We start from the raw sequence: 21,299 nt of genomic DNA, 5'->3' as shown, positions 1-21,299 counted from the left end.
ACCTCTCTAAACAAGGGCTCGGCGCTGTAACAGTGCAGTTTGCAAACTGAAAAGAACAAGCCCAATCGCTAAGATACCTATCACTATATAGTATGTCTGAACATTTGTCAACAAATCCTGCCAATCCAGTCGTATTCCCATCAGTTTCTCAAAGTGTTCTCTGGCACTGTCCTGACGGAAATTATCTTTGAGGGCATCTGACATAAGTACCTGTCTGAACAAGGAAGCAATGTAGGCTCCCGGCGTGCATTTCATCAGGGTTTGGGCGAAGTCCGGAAGTGCACCGATAGGAACATAGGTTCCTACAAGAAAACCTGAGGCGGCTCCAAAAATAGTTGCCAATTTGCCAAGATTGTCCACTGAGCTGATGCGGCTGACCAAAAGCGCATTAAGCAGGGTTGATATCAGGGTATTTAAAAGCATGATAGCAATGAGCTGAGGCCACACTGACCAAGAAAAGCTGACCTGATCAACGATGTAAAAGTAGCTTCCCATGATAGCAAGCATAATCAGCTGCATGGCAAAACCAACAAGAGCAGCACTGATAATATAACTGAAAGACAAAGGCCAGTAGCCAAGATCTGTAATCAGGAGGTCCTGACGGACATGACTTTCTTTGTCCTTTGTCCATTGAGACAGGCTGGATAAGGTGGTGGTAATGCCTGTGATAGCCAGCGTCCCTCCTATCAGCCATGTGTCTAAAAGCTGATTGGTATCGTCAATACGTGACCAAGAAGACTCAATATTATCCTTGAGAAAAACAAGATAAAGAATGAAAGAAATAAGTGCCCCCATCAGCGAGAAAATCACACCGCTGCGGTTACGGAAATAAAGCATGCAATTACGTTTAATCAAAGCAAACATCTAACGTACCTCCCGTCCGGTTAAGGTCATAAAAGCATCGTCCATGGTGCCGGGACGAAATTCAAAATTATGAATAAAGTCTCGGCAGTGGCTAAGAATATCCATAGCCAGTTCAGCCGTTTCAGGCCTTAAGATGACTTCATTTCCTCTGACTTGCTCAATCAGACTGGCATCTCTCAAACAATCCAGAAGGCTGTTTATCTGATTACTCTGCAGTTTAAGGATATTCTTGGCATATTTTTCCTTGATGAGGCTGGCTGTGCCCTGAGCAATGACTTGTCCATGGTCAACAATATAGACCATATCAGCACTGTCTGCCTCATCCAGATAATGAGTTGTTAAAACAATGGTCAGCTGATCTTTTTGCTGAAGCTGATTCAGCAAATCCCAGATGGCCTGCCGGGTTTGAATATCAAGACCTGTTGTCGGCTCATCCAAAAAGAGAATATCAGGACTGTTAAGCAGCGCACGGGCGATATCAACACGTCTTTTTTGCCCTCCTGACAGGCTTCCATAGGCTTGATTGATAAAATGCGTCAGCCCCAGCTTGTCAACGAGCTCCTCTATCTTTTGAGGGGCAACCTTCTTGTACTGGCGTGCCCGAATTTGTAAGTTTTCCTTAACGCTCAGCATATCATCTAAGACACTGTTTTGAAAAACCACTCCGATTTTTGCCTCCTGCGTGTAGATGACTTTGCCGGCATCAGGCTGGGAGAGGCCGATGAGCATTTGGATGGTAGAAGATTTACCGGCACCGTTAGGGCCTAAAATAGCGGTAAAGCTCCCCTTTTCAATGCTTACATTTAGGTTATTGACCGCGATATGTTTGCCGTAAGTTTTAACGAGACCTTGCGTTTTGACTAGCATAATGAACTCCTTTCTTATCTATCTGACTGTAGTCTAACAAAAGCCCACTAAAAAATCTCGGCTTTTTGGATAAGAGGTCAAAATGCAGGGATAAGACGCTGAATAAGGAAAATGAAATCTTGCTTCCTCAAGACTGTCACGTGAAATGGGGATTGGCTTTTTGAATTCTTTTGCTTATAATAAAGAGTAGCGACACACCAGGTGTTCTTTTTCTGTGTTCCTAACAAAACAGGGTGATGACTAATGAAACTTCCTATAGCAATGATTTTTTCCGGTCTGGGCGCTTTTTGCCTGACCTATTCTTCCTTTACCAAAAATAAACAGCAGATGCTAATCTGGCAAATCAGCGATTATATTTTCACCATGATAGCCAACCTCCTCTTAGGCGGCTATACAGGTGCTCTGACTATCAGTGTCTCCATCATCAGAAATACACTGATTATCAAGCAAAAAAATACCAAATGGATCACCCTTTGTCTGGTCTTAATCCAGATCAGCCTGGGCAGCTATGTCAATAATTTAGGAGTCATCGGCTTTCTGCCAATCATCTCTTCGGTGTCTTACACCCTGACAACCTTTCTAACCTCTAAAATGCAGATCCTGCGCTGGCTCATCATCGAAAACATGCTGCTGTGGCTCATCTATGACATCACCATTAAAGCCTATCCCGCTGTTTGTATGGATATTTTCATCAGCTTATCAACACTGCTGGCTATTTACAAACATCATATCAACCGCCAAAAACTGTAAATACAAAAACAGGGAGTGGGAAAGAACCTAAAAATTGAAAATTTTGGTTCGTATTCCCACCCCCGCATAGTTTATTAGGATGGCCGCTATCACTTGCGCAGCAAGGGATAAGGACTTCCAATAAACCACTGCGTTAAATATGTGATGTTTCATAAATTAAAAGAGTTTGAGATTTTTGTCCCACTCTCTTATTGTCTCGCTTTTATACTCATTACAGCAGTCACACTGTTACTCTTTAGCTTCTAAGACATATTTTTGAATAGCCTCAGCTACGCCGGCTTCATCGTTTGAGCTGGTGACGGCATCTGCAATTTTTTTAACCTCTTTAGCAGCATTGCCCATGGCCACACTGAATCCGGCCGCCTTCATCATTTCAAGATCGTTGGCCGCATCACCCAAGGCCACAATATCTTTTGTATCTACGTCTAATTTTTGAGCTAACTCTCTTAAACCGCTTGCCTTGGTAATGCCCTTAGGCATGGCTTCAAAAAGGTAGGACTGGCTTCTGACCATGCTAAATTTCTCAGACAATTCTGCTTCAAAGTCAGCCTGAAAAGCGTCTAAAACATCAGGCTCCCCCATGTACATAGCCTGAAAAACCGGTTTGGTTTGGGCTTTCACATCTGCCAGAGAAACCGGCTGAGGCTCTGTGAAAACTAGGCTGGCATCATAGGCCACCAAGTCCGGCACCTCATCAGCCAGCACCAAATAATCCACATCAGCAATCAAGGTCAAATAAACCTCGGGATAATTATCTAAAAGGCTGTAAAGATAGCGGACATCGTGAAAGTCCAGATTATGATAACTTAGCAGCTGCCAGTCTTCACTGATGGTGTGAAGAGAACAGCCGTTATTCAAAATGGCATACTCTTCTTTCGCCGCTAAGCCCAGCCTGTCAAAATAGGGCTCTACACCCTTTTGAATGCGGCCGGTGCAAATCACGATTTTATGTCCTTGCTGAGCTGCTTCCTGAATGACATCAATATTTCTTTGCGGAAGCTCTTTTTGACTGTCTAAGAGTGTTCCGTCCATATCAATAGCAATTAACTTAAGCAAAATAATTACGACCTTTTCTAAATCAATCTATTAACTAGTTTACCATATTTACGGGGATATCACACCCCGTGAAACTGTCAGCTTTTGATAGTCGGCCTAAAAATCAAAAATAAAAGCAGGAGAGCCTCTAAACATAAAGGCTGAGATTCTCCTGCTTCTTATGTTAACACCGTCGAAAATGACTAAACTTCTGCTCCCAGTTCATACTTTGTCCCTTTTAGAGCACGTTTTAAAGACCATTTGCTGGGATTTCCTGTCACAGTGACTTCTTTTTTGTCAAGATCAACTGTGACGCTGTCCACTTTTTTTAATTCTGAAAAACGTTTGGTGACGTTGTCAACACAGCCTTGGCATTTTAAACCGTTAATACGATATGTTTTTTCCATGATAATTTCTCCTTTTATAATTTTACGATTTTAAGCCGCAGGGCATTTAAAACAACAGAAACGGAACTAAAACTCATAGCCAGACCGGCAATCATCGGGTCAAGCAGCGGTCCGCCAAAGAGATGAAGAACACCCATTGCGATAGGGATAGATAAGATGTTGTAAATAAAAGCCCAAAATAGATTTTCCTTGACATTGATAATGGTAGCCCGGCTGATTTTGAGAGCCTTGATAATATCAAGCATGGCCGGTTTCATGAGGACAATATCTGCAGACTCCATGGCAATATCTGTTCCTGAACCCATGGAAATACCAATATCTGCCGTTGCAAGCGCCGGAGCGTCATTGATCCCATCTCCAACCATGGCAACCTTCTTGCCTTTGGCCTGCAAATCAAGAATGGCCTGTGTTTTTTCCTGGGGCAGAACCTGACTGATTACTGCCGTAATGCCGACTTCTTTAGCAATAGCCTTGGCTGTCTCTTCATTGTCACCGGTCAGCATGACCGCTTCAATACCCATATCCTGCAAAGCTTTAACGGTTGCTTTACTGTCAGGCTTGACCTTATCAGCAATCGTCATCAGGCCCAAAAGCTGACCGCCTCCCGCTACAAAAATCGGAGTTTGCCCCTTAGCGGTCGCTTGTTTGAAATCACTTTCAGCCTTCTCAAGAGAAATATGATTTTGCAGCATGAGTTTTTCATTGCCCACCAAAAGCTCGATACCAGCGACACGGCCTTTGAGCCCAAAACCTGTTAGCGACGTGAAGTCCTTAGCTTCAAGCAGGGTATGTCCTTCTTTTTGGGCATAGTCCACAACCGCCTGACTTAAAGGGTGCTCAGACAGAGCTTCTAAAGATGCTGTTAATTGCAGCACAGAGACATCAGAACGGTAGGAAAAGCTGTTAACAACTTCCGGCTTGCCCTGAGTGATGGTGCCTGTCTTGTCAAAAACAATTGTATCCATTTGATGAGCTAATTCCAGCACATCGCCGCGTTTGTAAAGGATACCATTTTCAGCAGCCCGGCCCGTTCCTACCATAATAGCGGTCGGCGTTGCCAAGCCCAATGCACAAGGGCAGGCAATAACAAGGACAGCTACGCTAACTGTCATTGAAAAGGTAAAATCCTGTCCTATCACAAAATACCAGAACAGTCCTGTCAACAAGGCAATAACAATGATAACAGGGACAAAAACACCGGATACCTTATCAGCGATTTTAGCAATAGGAGCCTTGGTCTGCTGAGCATCTTCAACCAGTTTAATAATCTGTGACAAAAGAGTGTCGCTGCCAACTTTCTCTGCTTCAAACACCAGACTGCCCTGACCATTGATCGAACCGCCGTAAACCGGGCTGTCTGCTGTTTTTTCAATAGGAATGGACTCCCCGGTCAGCATGGACTCATCAATAGCCGAATGTCCGGAAAGCACACGGCCGTCCACCGGAATTTTCTCACCTGGTTTTACCAAGATATGATCACCAATCGCTACGTCTTCAATAGGAATGCGAACTTCTTTATCATCGCGCAGGATGACAGCTTCTTTTGCCGATAAGTGCATGAGCTTTTTGATGGCATCTGATGTTCGGCCTTTAGATAAGGTTTCAAAATATTTTCCCAAGGTAATCAAGGTCAAAATGACAGCTACCGATTCATAGTAGAGATGGTGGGCATGATGAACATGTCCCAGATAAACATGATAAGTTCCGTAAAGACTGTAAAGAAAGGCCGCTGTGGTCGCCAAAGCAACGAGGGAATCCATATTGGGGTGGCCTTTGAAAAGTGAGCGAAAGCCATTATCATAGAAATTCCGGCTCAATAGGACAACAGGAATAGTCAAAAGCAGCAAAATACCAGCATAAGTGAGCGGTGCCGCCTCAGGGGCCAAAAAACCAGGCAGCGGCAGCCCTATCATACTTCCCATGGAAATGTAAAAGAGCGGTATGGTAAAGACAGAAGCCCAGAAAAGACGCTTTTTAATAGCTGTCAGCTTGTGTTCTTCACGATCTTCCTGACTTTCTGCAGTTTTTGGGTTGTAAACTTTAGCACCATAGCCCGCATCCGCAACAGCCTTGGAAACAGCTGCTTCATCGACCTTGCCGGCATCATAGTCTATTGTCATTTTTTCAGTAGTCAGATTAACTACTGCGCTGTTAATACCATCTAGTTTTTTGACCGCATTTTCAACAGTGAGCGCACAGGAAGCACAAGTCATCCCGTCTATCAAAAATACTTCTTCACTCATTGGGACATCACCTCCAAATCTTTATGGCATGTACACTGTCCCGGTGTACAGTTGCATTTAACCTCTGCAACTGCTGCTTTTTTCTTCGTTAATAACAAATTTTCCAAGTCTTTAATATCAGACAGAGTCATCGGGGTCTCCTCAATCAGCTCTTTAATCAAGGCCTGATGTTTGGTGACACAGATACGCGAAAAAGTGTCTGACACCTGCTGTTTTAAAGCCTCTTGTTCTGAGATAAGACTAGAATAAATATACTTTTTTCCCTGTCGCTGACTGCTTAAAAAGCCTTTGTCAGCTAAGCGTGTAATCAGTGTCTTAACAGTCGAAGCGGACCAATCATAGGCCTCGCCCAAGACTTGAATAATAGCCCTGCTGGTTGTCGGCTGCTTGGCCCAAACAACCCGCATGACTTCCCATTCTGCATTTGAAATGTTTCCCATGACCTTTTGCATTCCTTTCGTTGACGTTTGTAGATTTATTTTAAACTACTTGTCTACATTTGTCAACAATGAGCTTTTAAAAAAGACAGCCCTAAAACTGTCTTTCAATATTCTAAGCTTCTGCACTCTTGATGGCTAATAATGCGCAATAAAACGCGCAATTTCTTCCAAATTATCTGAGAATAAAATTTTTTCACGATCGGTCTGCGTCAGAAAACCTTGGCTTACCATATGATCAAACTGGGCCCGCAAAAAATCATAGTAGCCATCAATATTGAAAAGTATGCAGGGCTTGGGATTTTTCCCAACACGCGCCCAAGAAATGGCTTCGCTGATTTCTTCAAGCGTTCCCGGACCGCCGGGCAGAGCAATAAGAGCATCTCCTTCTTCCATCATGAGAGCCTTGCGCTCATCCATATCCTCAACCACCTGTAACCCTGTCAGGTTCTCGTGAGCAATCTCCCGTTTTTGTAAAAAGTCAGGAATAATACCGTAAGCCTTTGCCCCTCTTTCCAGTACCTTGTCTGCCAAAACTCCCATCAGTCCGACATTGCTGCCGCCGTAAATCAAAATATGGCTGTTAGCTGCAATCCATTCTGCCAGTTCAATCGTTTTTTCCTTGTAAATGTGGTCTTTACCTACGCTGGCACCCAAGTAAACTGTGATATTCATGACTTGTTTTACATCTCCATTCTGCCTTTCATTATAGCACAAAAGAGGCTGGGACAAACAGCCTCTTTCACCTTATTTCTTAGCTTCGAGATCACGCAGCATTTGGTCAATTTTATTGCCGTAAGCAATGGATTCGTCCTTGATAAACTGAAGATCCGGAATCTTATACATGGTCAGGTTCTTCCCTAACTCACGCTTAATAGTTCCGGTCGCTTTTTCAAGACCAGTCTGAGCCTTTTGCCCTTCAGAAGCCAAATCACTCATAACAGTATAATAGACCTTAGCTAAGGACAAGTCGCCCAGCATTTGCACATCCGTTATCGTTACTCCCTGAACGCGGGGATCACGGACCTTCTTTTGCAAAATCTCGTTGACTTCACGCTTAATCTCCATACCGACACGGTCAACACGGTGGTTAGTCATAATTATGATACCAAAAGCGAACGAAGAGCAGCTACATATTAGAAAACCGAGCAGAAATTTTAATTTCTTAGGCAGCTTAACTAAATGGCAAACTCTCCCTTCGGGTTCAATTCCTTTCAATAAATTTTCGACACTTCTCTTTTTAGCGAGAAATTCACGAATTAAGACTGTAGACGGCAAAGAAACCTTGCCGATTCCCCTGCCGGAAGAAAGCCGCTCCTCCAGCAAGTCCGAAATTTTAATTCAAGAAGCTTATTTGCGCTTGATTTCTTCCATGACATAAGCTTCAATGGCATCATCAACTTGAATGTCATTGTAGTTTTCAATCATCAGTCCGCCTTCTTGACCGTTAGAAATTTCTTTGACATCATCTTTGTAATGTTTAAGGCTGCCCAGTTTACCATCAAAAACAACGACACCATCACGGATAACGCGAACGCTGGAATCACGCGTCACTTTGCCGCTGGTTACCATAAAGCCGCCGATTGTGCCAACTTTAGAAACCTTGAAGGTTTCACGGATAAGAGCTTCACCGATAATTTTTTCTTCAAATTCCGGATCCAGCATACCTTTCATGGCATCTTCCACTTCTTCAATGACCTTATAAATGATTGAATGCAGACGGATTTCAACATCATCAGCTTCTGCTTGCTGGCGAGCCTGCGGTGTCGGACGGACATTGAAGCCGATAATGACAGCGTTAGAAGCCTCAGCCAAGGTCACATCTGATTCATTGATAGCACCAACGGCTGAATGGACAACATTTACCTTGACACCTTCAACATCAATCTTAAGAAGAGATGATGCTAGGGCTTCAACCGAACCTTGAACATCTGCCTTGATGATAACATTAACCGATTTCACTTCACCGGCCTTAAGGGTATCAAAGAGATTGTCAAGGCTGACGCGGTGAGTCAACTGACGCTGTTTCATCAGCGCACGCTTAGCACGTTCTTCACCGGCGGCACGAGCAGCTTTTTCATCTTCATAAACCGCAAAATGGTCTCCCGCCATAGGCGCTTCATTCAAACCAGTAATTGATACCGGTGTTGATGGCAAAGCAGTTTTAACACGGCGGCCCAGATCATTAGTCATAGCACGGACACGGCCGAAAGTGTTCCCGGCAACGATAGGGTCTTGAACATGCAGTGTTCCCTGCTGAACTAAAAGCGTAGCCACTGCTCCCTTACCTTTATCCAGACGGGCTTCAATGACAGTACCGATCGCACGAACTGTTGGGTCTGCCTTGAGCTCTTGGATTTCCGCAACAAGGAGAACAGTTTCCAGCAGTTCTTCGATGTTTTGGCCGAATTTTGCTGAGATTTCGACAAATTCAGAGTCACCGCCCCAAGCGGTTGAGATAACGCCATGCTCTGCCAATTCTCCAATGACACGCTCTGGGTTAGCTCCGGGCTTATCAATCTTGTTAATCGCAACAATAATCGGTACATTGGCTGCCTTTGAGTGGTTAATCGCTTCTATGGTCTGAGGCATAACCCCATCATCAGCCGCAACAATCAAAATAGTGATGTCGGTGACAGAGGCTCCGCGGGCACGCATGCTGGTAAAGGCAGCGTGTCCCGGTGTATCTAAGAAAGTAATTTTCTTGCCGGCTTCTTCAATCTGATAGGCTCCGATATGCTGAGTGATACCGCCCGCTTCACCTGTAGCAACACGTGAATTGCGAAGCGTATCAAGGAGCGTTGTTTTACCATGGTCAACGTGTCCCATAATCGTCACGACGGGCGCACGCTCAACCATATTTTCCGGATTGAGATAATCATCTTCAACAAAGAAGCGCTCAATATCGGCTGCATCAACCTCAACTTTCTTATGCGCTTCAATACCATAATCCACCATCAAAAGTTCAATAGTATCTCCGTCCAAAGATTGGTTCTGCGTCGCCATAACGCCCATCATGAAGAGTTTCTTAACAATTTCTGCAGGCTCACGCTTGATACGTTTTGCAATCTCAGCAACCGTCATACCTTCTGTATATTCAAATTCCTTAGGTAATTCATGGAACTTGCGCTCAGTCACAGGTTTTGGACTGCTGTCATGATTGCGATTATTTCTGCCTTTTTTGTTTTTCTTATTCCAATTACTATTTCTTTGGTTTCTCACTTGGTTTTGCTTATTCCGATTTTTCTTATTTTTGTTTTGTTTTGGTCCATCCTCATTCTCACGTGCAAAATCACGTGATTTATCCGAACGAACCTGTTTTTTCCGACGCTTATCTGCTGCAGCCGGACTTGGAGCCGGTGCTGCCGGCTGACTTTGCAGCGGTACCGCAGGTGCCGCCTGAGCAAGCGCTGCTGCAGTGCTCAGCTCTTCCTCTTTAGCCTTTCTGGCCTTTTCCTGAGCCTCTGCCGCTTGACGACGCTTAGCTTCCTGCGCTTCATGGAAACGCACTTCACTTTGACGGGAATATTCAGCATTCTGCTCTGCTTTTAAAGCAGCTGCCCGCGCCTTAAAGTCCACACGCGCTTCTGTCTGATTTCCTCTTGAAGCAGCCTGGCGATTAGCAGCTTGATTGCGGTTATCGCGGCGATTGTCATTTTGACGGCCGCGGTTGCGGCTGTCACCTCGGCGATTATCCTGACGGTTTTGATGACGATTGTCATTTCGTCGGTCATTCCCGCGGCCATTTCGCCCTTCATTGCGATTGCCGCTGGCACGGCGTTCTGCCTCTGCCTTAGCACGCGCCTCACGTTCTGCCTTGAAATTCCGGTTTTGCGGTCTTGGGCGGGCCGGCTTAGCTTCTGTTTTAACATCTGCAGCCGGTTGCTTATCCTGCGGTTTTTCCGCTTCTTTTGGAGCTTCTGCAGCTTTTGGCTTTTGCGGTGCTGTAAAACTTTCTGCAATGCGTTTAGCATCCTGCTCATCCACGCTCGAAGCGTGGCTTTTTACTTCTAGGCCCAACGATTTTGCCTTTTCGACAACTTCTTTACTTCCTTTGCCAATTTCCTTGGCAATTTCGTATAATCTTTTCTTAGACAAATCTTGTCCTCCTATTCTTCTAGTCCATAAGAGTCCTCATTTTCTTTGAAAATCCAGTATCTGTGACGGCAAGTACTTTTCTCTTCCTGCCGACAGCAGCACTTAATTCCAGTGTTGAAAACACTGTGGAGACTTCTATATCATAATAGTTGCTTTTATCAGTCACTTGTTTGGTTAGATTGGTCCCGGCATCATTAGCCAGAAAGACAAGCTGAGCTTTCCCCGTCTGAATGGCTTTAATAACCTGTTCTTCACCGGAAATAAGACGCCCTGCCCGCTGAGCCAGACCCAATAAATGTGACAGTTTTTCTAAATTATTCAAGACCTAACTCTCTTCTTTTCACCTTGTGATCAACGAAAGCGATCAATTCGTCATAGAAGCTCTCAGGAACTTCCATGGAAAAGCTGCGGTTAAAAACTCTTCTTTCCTTAGCTTTCAAAGCTTCTTCGTTGTCAATCTTGATGTAGGCGCCCCGGCCGTTTTTCTTGCCGGTAGGGTCAATAGAAATTTGGCCTTCCTTGGTTTTGACAATGCGGAGCAAATCACGCTTATCAATGATTTCACCCGAAACAAGAGACTTTCTTAACGGTATCTTTCTTGTTTTTGCCATCAAACACCTCCGACTTTCTACTCAATGTCGTCTGACACAAGTTCCTGAGTAAAATCAGTCTCAGCAGTTTCTGCAGAAGCTGCTTCCTGATCAGACGGCTCGTATGCCGCCTCATCTTCCTGTGCCCATTCAACTTCCATTTCTTCAAATTCACTGGCCGATTTAATATCAATGCGGTAGCCTGTCAGATGAGCTGCCAAGCGGACATTCTGCCCGCGGCGGCCGATTGCAAGAGACAGCTTATTATCCGGAACAACAACTGTCGCATGCTTTTCATCTTCTTCATCAAAGAGAACCTGATCGACCTCAGCAGGTGCAATCGCATTGTAAATAAATTCAGCCGGATCATCAACCCATTCAATAACATCAATGTTTTCTTCAACAGGCACCCAAAGTCCGGTTCTTTGATCCAGGCGCTTGGGATGAAATTTGCTGGTCACTTTTTTAATGTTGGCACCCTTGCGGCCGACGATTGTTCCGATAGCATCAACATTAGGATTGTGGCTGCGCACAGCGACCTTAGTCCGATCACCGGCTTCACGTGCCACGCTCATGATTTCAACCGTTCCGTCAAAGACTTCCGGAATTTCCTGTTCCATAATACGCTTGATAAATTCCGGATGGCTGCGGCTGACAAAAACATTGACCCCCTTAGGATTGTTTTCGACCTTATAAACATAAACTTCAATACGGTCGTGCGAAGCAAAGGTCTCTCCGGGAATTTGATCCTGGCGGGACAGCTGCGCTTCAATAGTTCCTAAGTTAACATAGATAAAGCGATCATCAAAACGCTCTACCGTGCCTGTCATGATTTCTCTCTCATGCTCCTTGTATTCATTGAAAGTTACTTCACGCATTTGGCGGCGCATCTTTTCCATGATAGTCTGTTTAGCAGACTGAGCAGCCACACGGCCGAATTCTTTGGGACTTTCTTCAAAGCGAATCTTATCTCCGAGTTCATAAGCCGTGCTGATGGCAAGAGCATCTTTTAAACTGATTTCAAGGCGGCTGTCAAAGACTTCCTCAACCACCTCACGGACTGTATAGACCTTAAAGTCCCCTGTCTTTTCATTAAATTCAATTTCAGCACTCTCAGACTGACCATAGCGCCGTTTGTAGGCTGACTTTAGTGATTCTTTAACCGCATCAATAATATCATCTTTGTTAATGTGTTTTTCTTCTTCCAAAATACGGAAGGCATCTAGCATTTCTTTGCTCATAGTTTCCATCCTTGCCCAACAAGGATCTTCCTTTCTAAAATTTTACAGCAAGACGGGCTTTGGCAACCATCTTATAGGGAATAGCAACCGTTTTTTGACGTGTTTTATCCATATAGGCGATTGTCAGTGTTTCACCATCAAAAGCAAGCAAATCACCTTCAAAAACCTTTGTCTTGTCAATAGCCTGATAAAGGCTGACATTGACATATTGGCCGACAGCATTAGCCAGACTTTCAGCAGTTTTTAGCGGACGTTCAAGGCCGGGACTGGATACCTCCAGCATGTACTGATCCGGAAAAGGATCCGGCTGAATTGTATCGAGCAGCGGGCTGATAATATCTGTCAGCTCTGCCGTATCTTCGACGGTAATCCCTCCTGGTTTATCTACCAAAATACTGAGAACATAGTCACCGCCCATTTTTTCATAAACAATATCCACCAGCTCAAAGGGCTCAGCAACAGCGGGTGCCACTGTCTGCCTTACTATATCAATAATCGTTGCGATTGCATTTCCCTCCTTACACACACAAGGAGCGAAGTCACAACTTCGCTCCTTTCTGTATTATTTCCTACTATTATAGCATAAATTGAGGATAATGCAAGTTTAATGCGGTATTTTTACCAGTCCATCCACTTTTTAGCCTTCAATATCTGAAACCTCTAAATGTTTCCAATAGATAATTATCCTGAATCTCGAAAGGAGAGGAGGGGATTCGAACCCCCGAGCCCCGTTAAGGACTACACGCTTTCCAAGCGTGCGCACTCGGCCACTATGCGACCTCTCCGTAAAGAGCGAGACTAAAATCTCGCCTCAACACGATAGATGGGCTGACCTTTCTGAGAAAATTTCTCCTCATACTCAGTCAGCACATTATTTTCATAATCACTGGCATGTAAATCTAACCATACCTGCTCTAAAATCATACCATATTGTGAGAAACTTGCCAAGCTATATTCGAAAAGTTGGCGATTATCTGTCTTAAAATGGACTTCACCTTTTTCCGGCAGAATCTTTTGATAGACCTCTAAAAAGTTTTTATAGGTCAGGCGCCGCTTCTCATGACGTTTTTTAGGCCAAGGATCACTAAAGTTTAAATAAATCAAACCAACCTCATGATCCGCAAAATAATTGCTTAGACTGGAACCGTTGGCTAAAAGCAGCCGAACATTGGGAAGCTGATTTTCCAATACCTTGTCCAAAGCGTGGCTGAGGACAGAGACCTGAAGATCGATCCCAATATAATTAATCTGGGGATTTTGCGCAGCCATCCCTGTAATAAAGCGGCCCTTGCCGCTTCCTATCTCAATGTGAATGGGATTGCTGTTGCCAAAGACAGCCTGCCAGTTTCCTTTTGCTTCTTCCGGCTTTAAAATAACATACTGAGGATTATTCTCCAGATGCTCCTTTGCACCTTTTCGTTTTCTGACTCTCATGCTTTCTTTCTAAAAGGAGTCCCTGAACTTGCGCAGTTCATAGATTTCCTGATTGACATTTTCCATATCGCGGTTTTCATAATATTTTAAAATCTGCGACAGATAAGAAAGCTGACCATACCACTTAATTTTTTGGTAAACCTTGTTGTTTTTCTTGTAACCATAGTATGTCAGCCACTCCGCCCAGCGCGTATGCGGAATATAGTGGCTTAAAATATGTGCCACATCATACATGCGGTCTGTCACGCGCACAGAATCCCAGTCCACTAAGTAAATCAGACCGCTCGTGGTTACGACCCAATTGCTGTGTCTGACATCTCCGTGAACAATCGTTGCATACTCTTTTTTAAAATCGGGCAGATTTCGCTTCATCTCTGCAACCACAGACTGCAGGTAGGCATTTTCTGCAATTTGATAAGGAGCACTGCGTTCCCAAGACAGCAATAAATCAAGAGGTCCTTCGACTTTATAGTTTAATTGCAGCAGCTGATTGACCAAGGGCTTTGATTTGTGCATCTGCAGCAAAATCTGAATGATTTGCTTGCTGTTCATATCAGCTCTGGTTAAGAGCCTGCCGTCCAGCCATTCCTGAGCGCTCATCATATCACCGTTGCCCAGACGCTTGGCCCACAAAAGCTGCGGTGCAATCTGTTCTTTGGCTAAAGCTGCCAGAATCGGTGTCGTGTTGATTTTCACAAAAATTTTATCACCGTTGGGATAAGTGCCAATATAGGCTTGACCGCTTTTCCCTTTTAAGGGTGTTAAGGTTAAATCTTTATCTGATTGGATCACACTCTTCCCCTCCTTTTCTTCTCGAATCACTAGTCCTATTTTACTTGTTTTAAACGGCTTAGTCAATTATCTTCTTTATTTTGTAAACCAGATAAAATTCATTTAAAATAATCATCGCTGCCGCCAGAAAAAGCGCCTTCTGCCAAGAAAGGCTGACGCACATCTCAACCGCTGTCAAAAGATATAAGACAGCTCTTAGAAATTGCTTGAGACTAGCTTTTTTAGTTTTTGGGGCAAGCGGAAAAAGGCCTGTCAGATACTGATAATCATAGTGCTTATACAAAGCCAGCAGCTGAAAGAGCAGCAGATAATTAAACAGAACTGCCAGCCCAGCTGAAGTCAAAGGCTGAGCAATAAAGATAAGACTCAGCAAACTTAAAATTCCCAAACGAACAGCAAGTCCCAGATAATCACCGCTCCTTAAAAAAGCACGTAAATAGAGATGGGTCCACGTATTGCTGTGCTTTTGCGATAAAAATCCGGTCACAAAATCCAGATAAGGGCGGCGCTTGACGCTGGCAGAGATGCCCTTGACATTAGTGAACAGAGAGAAAAATTTCAAAATAGCCTGCTGGCGTTTTCTTTCTTGGCTGATAGCCTTGGTCCAGTCTAATTTTCCCTCATGCAAAAAGGTCTGCCCTTTTTTGGTGATAATCAGCCATTTTAAGGCAAGAAAAACAAGCAAAAAGAGTGCGAAAGAGACAAAAGACATTCCCAAACGCAAAAATAAGGGGGCTAAGATCAAAAGCAACATAAGCTGCAGGCTTCCCCAAAAGAAGAAGGCACGCTTTTGAGCCTGTTTGATTAAAGAAACAACTTCTTTTTCCTTCGTTATTAAAAAGTATTGATCAGCTGCTTCCAAATAAGTGGCTGTATTCCCCCAAAACAGTAAAGCTGCAACCACCAAAGACAAAATGATGATAATAGGCAGATGATTGGCCGGAAAATGCTTTAACAGCTGACTATACTGCACCATGAGAAAACCCAGCAGAAAAATCAGCACTAAAACAAAATGGTCATTAAACACATAGCGCAGATATTTGCTGCTTTGAGTGAGAAAAGCGAACCGTCTTTTGCTAAATATTGCTTTCATAGATCAAGCCTCTTTAGTCAAAGCCATATAAATGTCGTTAAGACTGGCTTGGGGATTGCCGAAGTCTGACCGCAGCTCATCCAGACTGCCTTGAGCTCTTATCTGTCCGGCATGCAAAATGACGAAACGATCGCACATTTTTTCTGCCGAATCAAGAACATGCGTTGACATAAGAATTGATTTTCCTTTTGCTTTTTCAGCCGCTAAGAGCTCTGTCAAATCTGAGATAGCTACAGGATCCAATCCTAAAAAAGGCTCATCAACAATGAAAAGACTGGGATCAACAATAAAAGCACAGATAATCATCACTTTTTGCTTCATGCCCTTAGAAAAATGACTGGGAAACCAATCGAGTTTATCTTCCAGTCTGAACAATTCCAAGAGCTCTTGGGCACGGCTCAGAGCTTCTTCCTGTTCAATATCGTAGGCCATGGCTATCGTCTCAAGGTGCTCTTTCAGGGTCAGCTCCTCATAAAGACTGGGCGTTTCAGGAATAAAGCCGATTTTTTTGCGATAAGCCTCTTCTTGATCAGACAGGGTCAGCCCATCAATACTGATCTTCCCTTCATAAGGCGTCAGAAGGCCGATAATCTCATTTATAGTAGTTGACTTACCAGCCCCATTTAGCCCGATAAGACCCACCAACTCGCCGTCGTCTACTTGGAAACTAATATTTTTTAGGACAGGGATATTGACATAACCGCCTGTCAGATTTTCTATTTTTAACATGACGTTTCTTTCTAACTTTGATATACTATATTATAACAAAAACAAGCTAAGAAGGTGATTTTTAATGGACAATTGTATTTTTTGCAAGATTATAGCGGGCGACATTCCTTCATCAAAAATCTACGAGGATGAAGATGTTTTAGCCTTTCTTGATATTTCTCAGGCCACTACAGGCCATACGCTGGTTGTTCCCAAAGAGCATGTGCGTAATGCTCTTGCTATGGATGAAAAGAGTGCAGCCAAACTGTTTGCTAAGATTCCAAAAATTGCCCGTGCTCTGAAAAAAGCGACTAAGGCCGATGGGCTGAATATCGTTAATAACAATGAAGAAGCAGCCGGACAAACTGTTTTCCATGCTCATGTACACTTGGTCCCTCGTTTTGCTGACTCAGACGAATTTGCCATCCACTTTGTCGAGCACGAACCTGACTTTCCGGCTCTTGCCCAGTTAGCAGAGAAAATTCATAAGGAGATTGAGGCATGAAAACAAAAACCTTCATCATCTCAAGTATTCTTGGAGCCGGCCTTTATCGGCTTTATCAAAAACGTGATTCTCTCAAAAATTCGCTGACAGAATCCAAACAGCATTTTGATCAGGCGAAGGCTGACCTTGACAATATCAAAGACAATTTGCTCACAATCAGCCAGCAAAAGGAAAATCTGGCTGCCATTAGTCAGGACTTAGCTTACAAATTCCGGGTTTTTCAGGAAGAAAGCCAGTCTCATTTAGCAGAAATTAAAAAAACAGCTCAAAAGTACGAATCCAAAGATTAAACACGTTCATAACATAAAACAAGAGAGGAAAGCACCTATGCGCTGTCCTCTCTTTTCTATTAGCTAATAACCGCTGCCAGAGCCGGCTGCAGGCTGCTGGTAATTGCCTTGATTATAGTAACCGCCCTGATTAGAATAACTGCCCGAATTGGATGAACCGCTCGAGCCATAGTCAGCACTGGAACTTGAGTCTGAACTGTAACCATAAGACGAGCCGGATCCGTAGTCAGAATATCCGTTTGAGCCAGAATAATCACTGCTGCCGGCATCCGAAGTACTTGATTCGCTGTCATAGACACTGGTATCGCCATACAGATTTTCATAGAGACTGGCTGTTGTTTTCAAGTTTTCCGCAGTGGATTTTTTCCGTCCCAGCTGCTTCTTGATACGATTTTGTACTTTGAGCATTTCCTTGGCTGTCACCAGCTGATAAGAACCTCCGTCAATAGTGGCTGCTTCACCTTTCAGCTGATAGGTTTCGACATTTTTAAGGGCATCGCTGTAGCCCAGAAGATCAGGAATAGTGGAACTGGAAATTTTAATATTAGTCTGCATATTTTTGCTGACAGCAGACAGAATTTTACGGTATTTGCTGACACTGTCCAGAGCTAAAATCTTTTTCAAAACCTTGCTGATAACTTCACGCTGCCGCTTTTGCCGGCCGTAATCTCCATCCGGATCATCGTAGCGCATACGGGAATAGACAAGAGCCTGCTCCCCGTTAATCTTATGGCGGCCGGGCTCTACAGACGCCGTAAACTCAGGTTCATGATCTTCTATAGAGATAGGAAAATCAAAGTGATTGGTCACGGTAATGCCGCCGACAGCGTCTACCAGCTGTACCAGTCCTTTCATATTAATTTGAACATACTTATCAATCGTAATATCAAGCATGTCCTGAACAGTCATGATGGCCATTTTTGCCCCTCCGGCTGCATAGGCTGCGTTCAGCTTAGCATCATAACCTGCCTGTTCATTCTTTTTGGGTCCGGACAATTTAATCAAAATATCGCGTTCCAAGCTGGTCATGGTTGTTTTTTTCGTCTTTGGATTAATCGTTACCAGAATCATGGAATCGCTGTTGCCTTCCCATTTGGACGTTCTTTCTGCTGAACCGGTATCCACTCCCATCAGGAGGATGCTAAACGGCTTTTCATCAGCAATAACATCTTTTCCTGATCCTGTTCCATAGTCTTTAAAAGTCTTTGAAAATTCACCCAAAGAAAAATTATAGATACTTGTCGCATAAACTCCCAAGGCAAGAAAGCTTGTAAGAACTATGGTGACAAGCATGATTAGAATTTTTTTACCAATTTTCATCTGTTTTTTATTAATCTATCAGTTTTCCCATCAGGTAAACATCAAGAAATTCTCCATCCTTTGTTTTTGCACCACGTTTCTTGATGCCTTCAATTTCAAAACCAAACTTTTCATAAATGTGGACAGCCTTGGCATTGCGCTGCTGAACAGTTAATTCCAGCTTGCGAATGACAGCACTGTGTTCTGCCCAGTCAAGCGCAGCTTCCATTAAGAGCTGGCCTATCCCATAACCCCAATAATCTTTCAAAACTGCCAGAAATGTATCGCCAATATGTTTGATGCGGTTGTGACTGTGGGCAGAAATCATCAGGACGCCTACTACCTTGTCTGCAATTTTAGCAACCAGACAAATTTCATTGAATGACTGTGCTTTTTGTTCAATAAAAATAGACATTTCCTGAGCACTCATATGAGGACTGTCCTCATCCCGCGTAATAAAATCTGTTTCTTTTGTCAGCTGTTTTAGAGTAGCTGCTAAACTTGCTGCATCTTCAGGCAGCACCTCACGAACAATAACTTCTTGCTCAATCATGATCAAGTTCCTTTGCTAACTCTTGGCTGCGTGACCCGTGCGGAACAAATGTCAGCTGCCGGCCTTCATCCAATTTATCTAAGCGGATGGTCAAGTAGTCATCAAAAAAATCGGCATCCAAAAGCTCTCCCCATTCGATAACCGTCACGCCATCACCAAAAAGAAAATCGTCCAAATCAATGGAGTCGGGGTCATCACCGATACGATAGACATCCAGATGATAAAGCGGCAGCCGGCCTTCATACTCGCGAACAATTGTATAGGTAGGACTCTTAACCATCTGTTTAATTCCTAAACCTTTAGCAATTCCTTTTGTAAGAGTTGTTTTCCCGGCTCCCAAATCTCCTGTTAAAACAAGGACATCCTGAGCCTTAAGCTTTTGACCGATTTTTTTGCCAAAAGCCAGCAGCTGATTTTCATTTTGGCTATAAAACATAGACATATTATATCAAAATGTTTTATCTCTTCCAACTATTTTCCGCAAAAGAAAACAGATTTTGCCGCTGACTCAAGCATCAGTCCCAAAAAAGAACAAGACCCTGACAAACTACTTGCCTGAGTCTTGCTCTTCTATTACTTATAAAAAATGCTAAAGCCGACTGACTGCCAGCATCAAATTAATTATAAGATTGCCAGACTGATAAAATTCAAAATGAAAAGAAAATCAAGAACCCAAATGATCGGATGAATATCTTTCGCTTCCTTTTTAATAACTTTTGAAAATGTGTAGAAGAGAAAACCGGTTGCAATCCCCTGTGTAATACTGTAAGCAAGCCCCATGAAAATGGTCGCGAAAAAGGCTGGAACGGCCTCACTCATATCAGACCATTCGATGTCTTTAAGACTTGACAGCATCATAATTCCCACGATTAAGAGCACCGCTGCTGTTGCCTGTGTCGGAACAATAGCAAGCAAAGGGCTGAAGAAACTTGAAACAGCAAAGAGAGCTGCTATGACAACTGCTGTCAGACCTGTTCGGCCTCCGGCACCAATACCCGCTGCAGATTCAACAAAGGTTGTAACATTTGATGTTCCGGCAACAGCACCGACAGTGGTTCCCACCATATCTGAAAACAGGGCCTTATCCATTTTGTTTTTCAGACCATTTGACTGGGACTCGTCTGTCACATCAAAAATTCCTGCTTTAGCACCTGTACCAATCAAAGTACCGACATTATCAAAGATATCAGTTAAAGCAAAAGCTAAGACCGTCATCAGCACTTCAGGAATGCGTCCGGCATCAGAAAACAGAGCTCCTAAGCCCTTACTTCCAAGAGCTGCCCCAAAAATAGTTCCCAAATCCTTGACGGCTGCTGCCGGGTTATTTGCCGAAAAATCAATAGCTGACAGATCAACAATACCAGCCAAAATAGCAATGACAGTCGTCAGAATAATAGATAAAATGACACCACCCTTGATATTTTTAATAATGAAAAAGGCAGTGATAATAATCCCGATGACAGCAACAACAACCGCAGGATTGTTAAAGTTGACCAGCGATGGTGTCGCTGAAGAATTGGCTGTAATTGAAGCCAGACCCTTTGCAGCGCCCTTACCGGAGACCGTATAGGTTCCGGGATCGATGGCAAAGCTTAATAAACCAGCATTTTTTAAACCGATATAAGTTAAGAAAACACCAATACCTGCACTGATCGCTTTTTTCAGACTGTCAGGAATCTCATCAATAATCATCCGGCGAACCCTAGTCAGTGTAATAATAATAGAGATGATACCGCAGATAAAGACCATGGCTAAGGCTTCCTGCCAAGTATAACCCAGCGAGAAAACAACCGTATAAGTAAAGAAGGCATTGAGCCCCATACCCGGCGCCATAGCGTAAGGAATATTGGCATAAAGCCCCATCATCAGGGTTCCGGCAATGGATCCGATAATGGTAGCCAGAAAAACACCCTGCGAAGGCATGCCGGTCTGGCTCAAAATAGATGGGTTAACAAATAAGATGTAACTCATGGCAAAAAAAGTCGTGAAACCAGCCAGCACTTCGGTCCGGACGGTTGTCTTGTTTTCTTTCAGTTTAAAAAACTTTTCCATTTTAAAATCAGCTTCTCCTTTTTATGAACGATAGGTCTATT

The 21,299-nt window shown here is 43.6% G+C and carries 24 protein-coding genes and 1 tRNA gene; 3 read left to right on the top strand and 22 right to left on the bottom strand.

Annotated features, from left to right (window positions below):
* Nucleotides 1-6: 6 nt before the first annotated feature.
* Both G573_RS0101070 and G573_RS0101065 read right to left on the bottom strand, forming a co-directional pair.
* Nucleotides 7-864: an ABC transporter permease gene (locus tag G573_RS0101070; protein WP_027975000.1), complete on the bottom strand. Its 858-nt coding sequence runs from the start codon at nucleotides 862-864 to the stop codon at nucleotides 7-9.
* The gene (locus tag G573_RS0101065) at nucleotides 865-1,731 is read right to left on the bottom strand and encodes an ABC transporter ATP-binding protein (protein WP_027974999.1); all 867 of its coding nucleotides are present in this window, start codon (nucleotides 1,729-1,731) and stop codon (nucleotides 865-867) included.
* 243 nt (nucleotides 1,732-1,974) lie between these two features.
* Between G573_RS0101065 and G573_RS0101060 the strand changes: the two genes are divergently transcribed.
* On the top strand, nucleotides 1,975-2,481 hold the full coding sequence (locus tag G573_RS0101060) for a YgjV family protein (RefSeq protein ID WP_211218562.1): 507 nt from the start codon (nucleotides 1,975-1,977) through the stop codon (nucleotides 2,479-2,481).
* A gap of 228 nt (nucleotides 2,482-2,709) precedes the next feature.
* Here G573_RS0101060 and G573_RS0101055 read toward each other — a convergent pair whose 3' ends face one another.
* From G573_RS0101055 to G573_RS0100980, 16 genes are all read right to left on the bottom strand, one after another.
* Nucleotides 2,710-3,537, bottom strand: coding sequence for a Cof-type HAD-IIB family hydrolase (locus G573_RS0101055; protein ID WP_037586657.1), 828 nt, complete (start codon nucleotides 3,535-3,537; stop codon nucleotides 2,710-2,712).
* Between the two features lie 182 nt (nucleotides 3,538-3,719).
* Nucleotides 3,720-3,923, bottom strand: coding sequence for a copper chaperone CopZ (copZ, locus tag G573_RS0101050; protein ID WP_027974996.1), 204 nt, complete (start codon nucleotides 3,921-3,923; stop codon nucleotides 3,720-3,722).
* A gap of 14 nt (nucleotides 3,924-3,937) precedes the next feature.
* Complete coding sequence (locus G573_RS0101045) at nucleotides 3,938-6,166, bottom strand: heavy metal translocating P-type ATPase (RefSeq protein ID WP_027974995.1); 2,229 nt, start codon at nucleotides 6,164-6,166, stop codon at nucleotides 3,938-3,940.
* On the bottom strand, nucleotides 6,163-6,606 hold the full coding sequence (locus tag G573_RS0101040; RefSeq protein ID WP_027974994.1) for a CopY/TcrY family copper transport repressor: 444 nt from the start codon (nucleotides 6,604-6,606) through the stop codon (nucleotides 6,163-6,165). The genes G573_RS0101045 and G573_RS0101040 overlap by 4 nt, the downstream gene beginning before the upstream one ends.
* A 135-nt stretch (nucleotides 6,607-6,741) precedes the next feature.
* The gene (locus tag G573_RS0101035) at nucleotides 6,742-7,278 is read right to left on the bottom strand and encodes an LOG family protein (protein WP_027974993.1); all 537 of its coding nucleotides are present in this window, start codon (nucleotides 7,276-7,278) and stop codon (nucleotides 6,742-6,744) included.
* Nucleotides 7,279-7,350: 72 nt separating this feature from the next.
* Entirely contained in the window at nucleotides 7,351-7,701 is a 351-nt protein-coding gene (rbfA, locus tag G573_RS0101030; protein WP_027974992.1) for a 30S ribosome-binding factor RbfA, read from the bottom strand.
* Between the two features lie 252 nt (nucleotides 7,702-7,953).
* A complete protein-coding gene (infB, locus tag G573_RS0101025; RefSeq protein ID WP_027974991.1) occupies nucleotides 7,954-10,701 on the bottom strand; it encodes a translation initiation factor IF-2 in 2,748 nt (915 codons plus the stop codon).
* 19 nt (nucleotides 10,702-10,720) lie between these two features.
* A complete protein-coding gene (locus tag G573_RS0101020) occupies nucleotides 10,721-11,023 on the bottom strand; it encodes a YlxQ-related RNA-binding protein (RefSeq protein ID WP_027974990.1) in 303 nt (100 codons plus the stop codon).
* Entirely contained in the window at nucleotides 11,016-11,312 is a 297-nt protein-coding gene (rnpM, locus tag G573_RS0101015; protein WP_027974989.1) for an RNase P modulator RnpM, read from the bottom strand. Before rnpM ends, G573_RS0101020 begins: the two co-directional genes overlap by 8 nt.
* Before the next feature lie 17 nt (nucleotides 11,313-11,329).
* Complete coding sequence (gene nusA / locus G573_RS0101010) at nucleotides 11,330-12,532, bottom strand: transcription termination factor NusA (RefSeq protein ID WP_027974988.1); 1,203 nt, start codon at nucleotides 12,530-12,532, stop codon at nucleotides 11,330-11,332.
* 34 nt (nucleotides 12,533-12,566) lie between these two features.
* On the bottom strand, nucleotides 12,567-13,058 hold the full coding sequence (rimP, locus tag G573_RS0101005; RefSeq protein WP_027974987.1) for a ribosome maturation factor RimP: 492 nt from the start codon (nucleotides 13,056-13,058) through the stop codon (nucleotides 12,567-12,569).
* Between the two features lie 172 nt (nucleotides 13,059-13,230).
* A tRNA-Ser gene (locus tag G573_RS0101000) sits at nucleotides 13,231-13,317 on the bottom strand.
* A 13-nt stretch (nucleotides 13,318-13,330) separates the two neighbouring features.
* On the bottom strand, nucleotides 13,331-13,966 hold the full coding sequence (gene trmB, locus G573_RS0100995; protein WP_027974986.1) for a tRNA (guanosine(46)-N7)-methyltransferase TrmB: 636 nt from the start codon (nucleotides 13,964-13,966) through the stop codon (nucleotides 13,331-13,333).
* 9 nt (nucleotides 13,967-13,975) lie between these two features.
* Nucleotides 13,976-14,758, bottom strand: coding sequence for a cell cycle regulator CcrZ (ccrZ, locus tag G573_RS0100990; RefSeq protein WP_027974985.1), 783 nt, complete (start codon nucleotides 14,756-14,758; stop codon nucleotides 13,976-13,978).
* Nucleotides 14,759-14,816: 58 nt separating this feature from the next.
* Nucleotides 14,817-15,851: an ABC transporter permease gene (locus tag G573_RS0100985; protein WP_027974984.1), complete on the bottom strand. Its 1,035-nt coding sequence runs from the start codon at nucleotides 15,849-15,851 to the stop codon at nucleotides 14,817-14,819.
* A gap of 3 nt (nucleotides 15,852-15,854) precedes the next feature.
* Nucleotides 15,855-16,580, bottom strand: a complete 726-nt coding sequence (locus G573_RS0100980) for an ABC transporter ATP-binding protein (protein ID WP_027974983.1) — start codon at nucleotides 16,578-16,580, stop codon at nucleotides 15,855-15,857.
* Between the two features lie 64 nt (nucleotides 16,581-16,644).
* Between G573_RS0100980 and G573_RS0100975 the strand changes: the two genes are divergently transcribed.
* Nucleotides 16,645-17,064, top strand: coding sequence for an HIT family protein (locus G573_RS0100975; RefSeq protein WP_027974982.1), 420 nt, complete (start codon nucleotides 16,645-16,647; stop codon nucleotides 17,062-17,064).
* Entirely contained in the window at nucleotides 17,061-17,354 is a 294-nt protein-coding gene (locus G573_RS0100970; RefSeq protein ID WP_027974981.1) for a hypothetical protein, read from the top strand. The genes G573_RS0100975 and G573_RS0100970 overlap by 4 nt, the downstream gene beginning before the upstream one ends.
* 63 nt (nucleotides 17,355-17,417) lie before the next feature.
* Here G573_RS0100970 and lytR read toward each other — a convergent pair whose 3' ends face one another.
* From lytR to G573_RS0100950, 4 genes are all read right to left on the bottom strand, one after another.
* Nucleotides 17,418-18,674, bottom strand: a complete 1,257-nt coding sequence (lytR, locus tag G573_RS0100965; protein ID WP_027974980.1) for a glycopolymer--peptidoglycan transferase LytR — start codon at nucleotides 18,672-18,674, stop codon at nucleotides 17,418-17,420.
* 10 nt (nucleotides 18,675-18,684) lie between these two features.
* A complete protein-coding gene (locus tag G573_RS0100960; protein WP_027974979.1) occupies nucleotides 18,685-19,206 on the bottom strand; it encodes a GNAT family N-acetyltransferase in 522 nt (173 codons plus the stop codon).
* Nucleotides 19,199-19,642, bottom strand: coding sequence for a tRNA (adenosine(37)-N6)-threonylcarbamoyltransferase complex ATPase subunit type 1 TsaE (tsaE, locus tag G573_RS0100955; RefSeq protein WP_027974978.1), 444 nt, complete (start codon nucleotides 19,640-19,642; stop codon nucleotides 19,199-19,201). Before tsaE ends, G573_RS0100960 begins: the two co-directional genes overlap by 8 nt.
* 185 nt (nucleotides 19,643-19,827) lie before the next feature.
* Complete coding sequence (locus tag G573_RS0100950) at nucleotides 19,828-21,258, bottom strand: NCS2 family permease (protein WP_027974977.1); 1,431 nt, start codon at nucleotides 21,256-21,258, stop codon at nucleotides 19,828-19,830.
* Between the last annotated feature and the right edge of the window lie 41 nt (nucleotides 21,259-21,299).

The sequence above is a fragment of the Streptococcus devriesei DSM 19639 genome, assembly GCF_000423725.1.
Taxonomy (GTDB): domain Bacteria; phylum Bacillota; class Bacilli; order Lactobacillales; family Streptococcaceae; genus Streptococcus; species Streptococcus devriesei.
Note: the sequence above shows the minus strand (reverse complement) of the source record. Positions and strands in the feature narration are given on the sequence as shown.

Bases quoted from the DNA above. Each gene is read 5' to 3' on its own strand.
- copZ (WP_027974996.1), bottom strand. From the start codon at position 3,923: ATGGAAAAAACATATCGTATTAACGGTTTAAAATGCCAAGGCTGTGTT.
- G573_RS0100970 (WP_027974981.1), top strand. From the start codon at position 17,061: ATGAAAACAAAAACCTTCATCATCTCAAGTATTCTTGGAGCCGGCCTT.
- G573_RS0101035 (WP_027974993.1), bottom strand. From the start codon at position 7,278: ATGAATATCACAGTTTACTTGGGTGCCAGCGTAGGTAAAGACCACATT.
- rbfA (WP_027974992.1), bottom strand. From the start codon at position 7,701: ATGACTAACCACCGTGTTGACCGTGTCGGTATGGAGATTAAGCGTGAA.
- tsaE (WP_027974978.1), bottom strand. From the start codon at position 19,642: ATGTTTTATAGCCAAAATGAAAATCAGCTGCTGGCTTTTGGCAAAAAA.
- G573_RS0101070 (WP_027975000.1), bottom strand. From the start codon at position 864: ATGTTTGCTTTGATTAAACGTAATTGCATGCTTTATTTCCGTAACCGC.
- nusA (WP_027974988.1), bottom strand. From the start codon at position 12,532: ATGAGCAAAGAAATGCTAGATGCCTTCCGTATTTTGGAAGAAGAAAAA.
- trmB (WP_027974986.1), bottom strand. From the start codon at position 13,966: ATGAGAGTCAGAAAACGAAAAGGTGCAAAGGAGCATCTGGAGAATAAT.
- lytR (WP_027974980.1), bottom strand. From the start codon at position 18,674: ATGAAAATTGGTAAAAAAATTCTAATCATGCTTGTCACCATAGTTCTT.
- G573_RS0101045 (WP_027974995.1), bottom strand. From the start codon at position 6,166: ATGAGTGAAGAAGTATTTTTGATAGACGGGATGACTTGTGCTTCCTGT.
- rnpM (WP_027974989.1), bottom strand. From the start codon at position 11,312: ATGGCAAAAACAAGAAAGATACCGTTAAGAAAGTCTCTTGTTTCGGGT.
- G573_RS0100980 (WP_027974983.1), bottom strand. From the start codon at position 16,580: ATGTTAAAAATAGAAAATCTGACAGGCGGTTATGTCAATATCCCTGTC.
- G573_RS0101065 (WP_027974999.1), bottom strand. From the start codon at position 1,731: ATGCTAGTCAAAACGCAAGGTCTCGTTAAAACTTACGGCAAACATATC.
- G573_RS0100975 (WP_027974982.1), top strand. From the start codon at position 16,645: ATGGACAATTGTATTTTTTGCAAGATTATAGCGGGCGACATTCCTTCA.
- G573_RS0100960 (WP_027974979.1), bottom strand. From the start codon at position 19,206: ATGATTGAGCAAGAAGTTATTGTTCGTGAGGTGCTGCCTGAAGATGCA.
- G573_RS0101060 (WP_211218562.1), top strand. From the start codon at position 1,975: ATGAAACTTCCTATAGCAATGATTTTTTCCGGTCTGGGCGCTTTTTGC.
- G573_RS0101040 (WP_027974994.1), bottom strand. From the start codon at position 6,606: ATGGGAAACATTTCAAATGCAGAATGGGAAGTCATGCGGGTTGTTTGG.
- G573_RS0100985 (WP_027974984.1), bottom strand. From the start codon at position 15,851: ATGAAAGCAATATTTAGCAAAAGACGGTTCGCTTTTCTCACTCAAAGC.
- G573_RS0100950 (WP_027974977.1), bottom strand. From the start codon at position 21,258: ATGGAAAAGTTTTTTAAACTGAAAGAAAACAAGACAACCGTCCGGACC.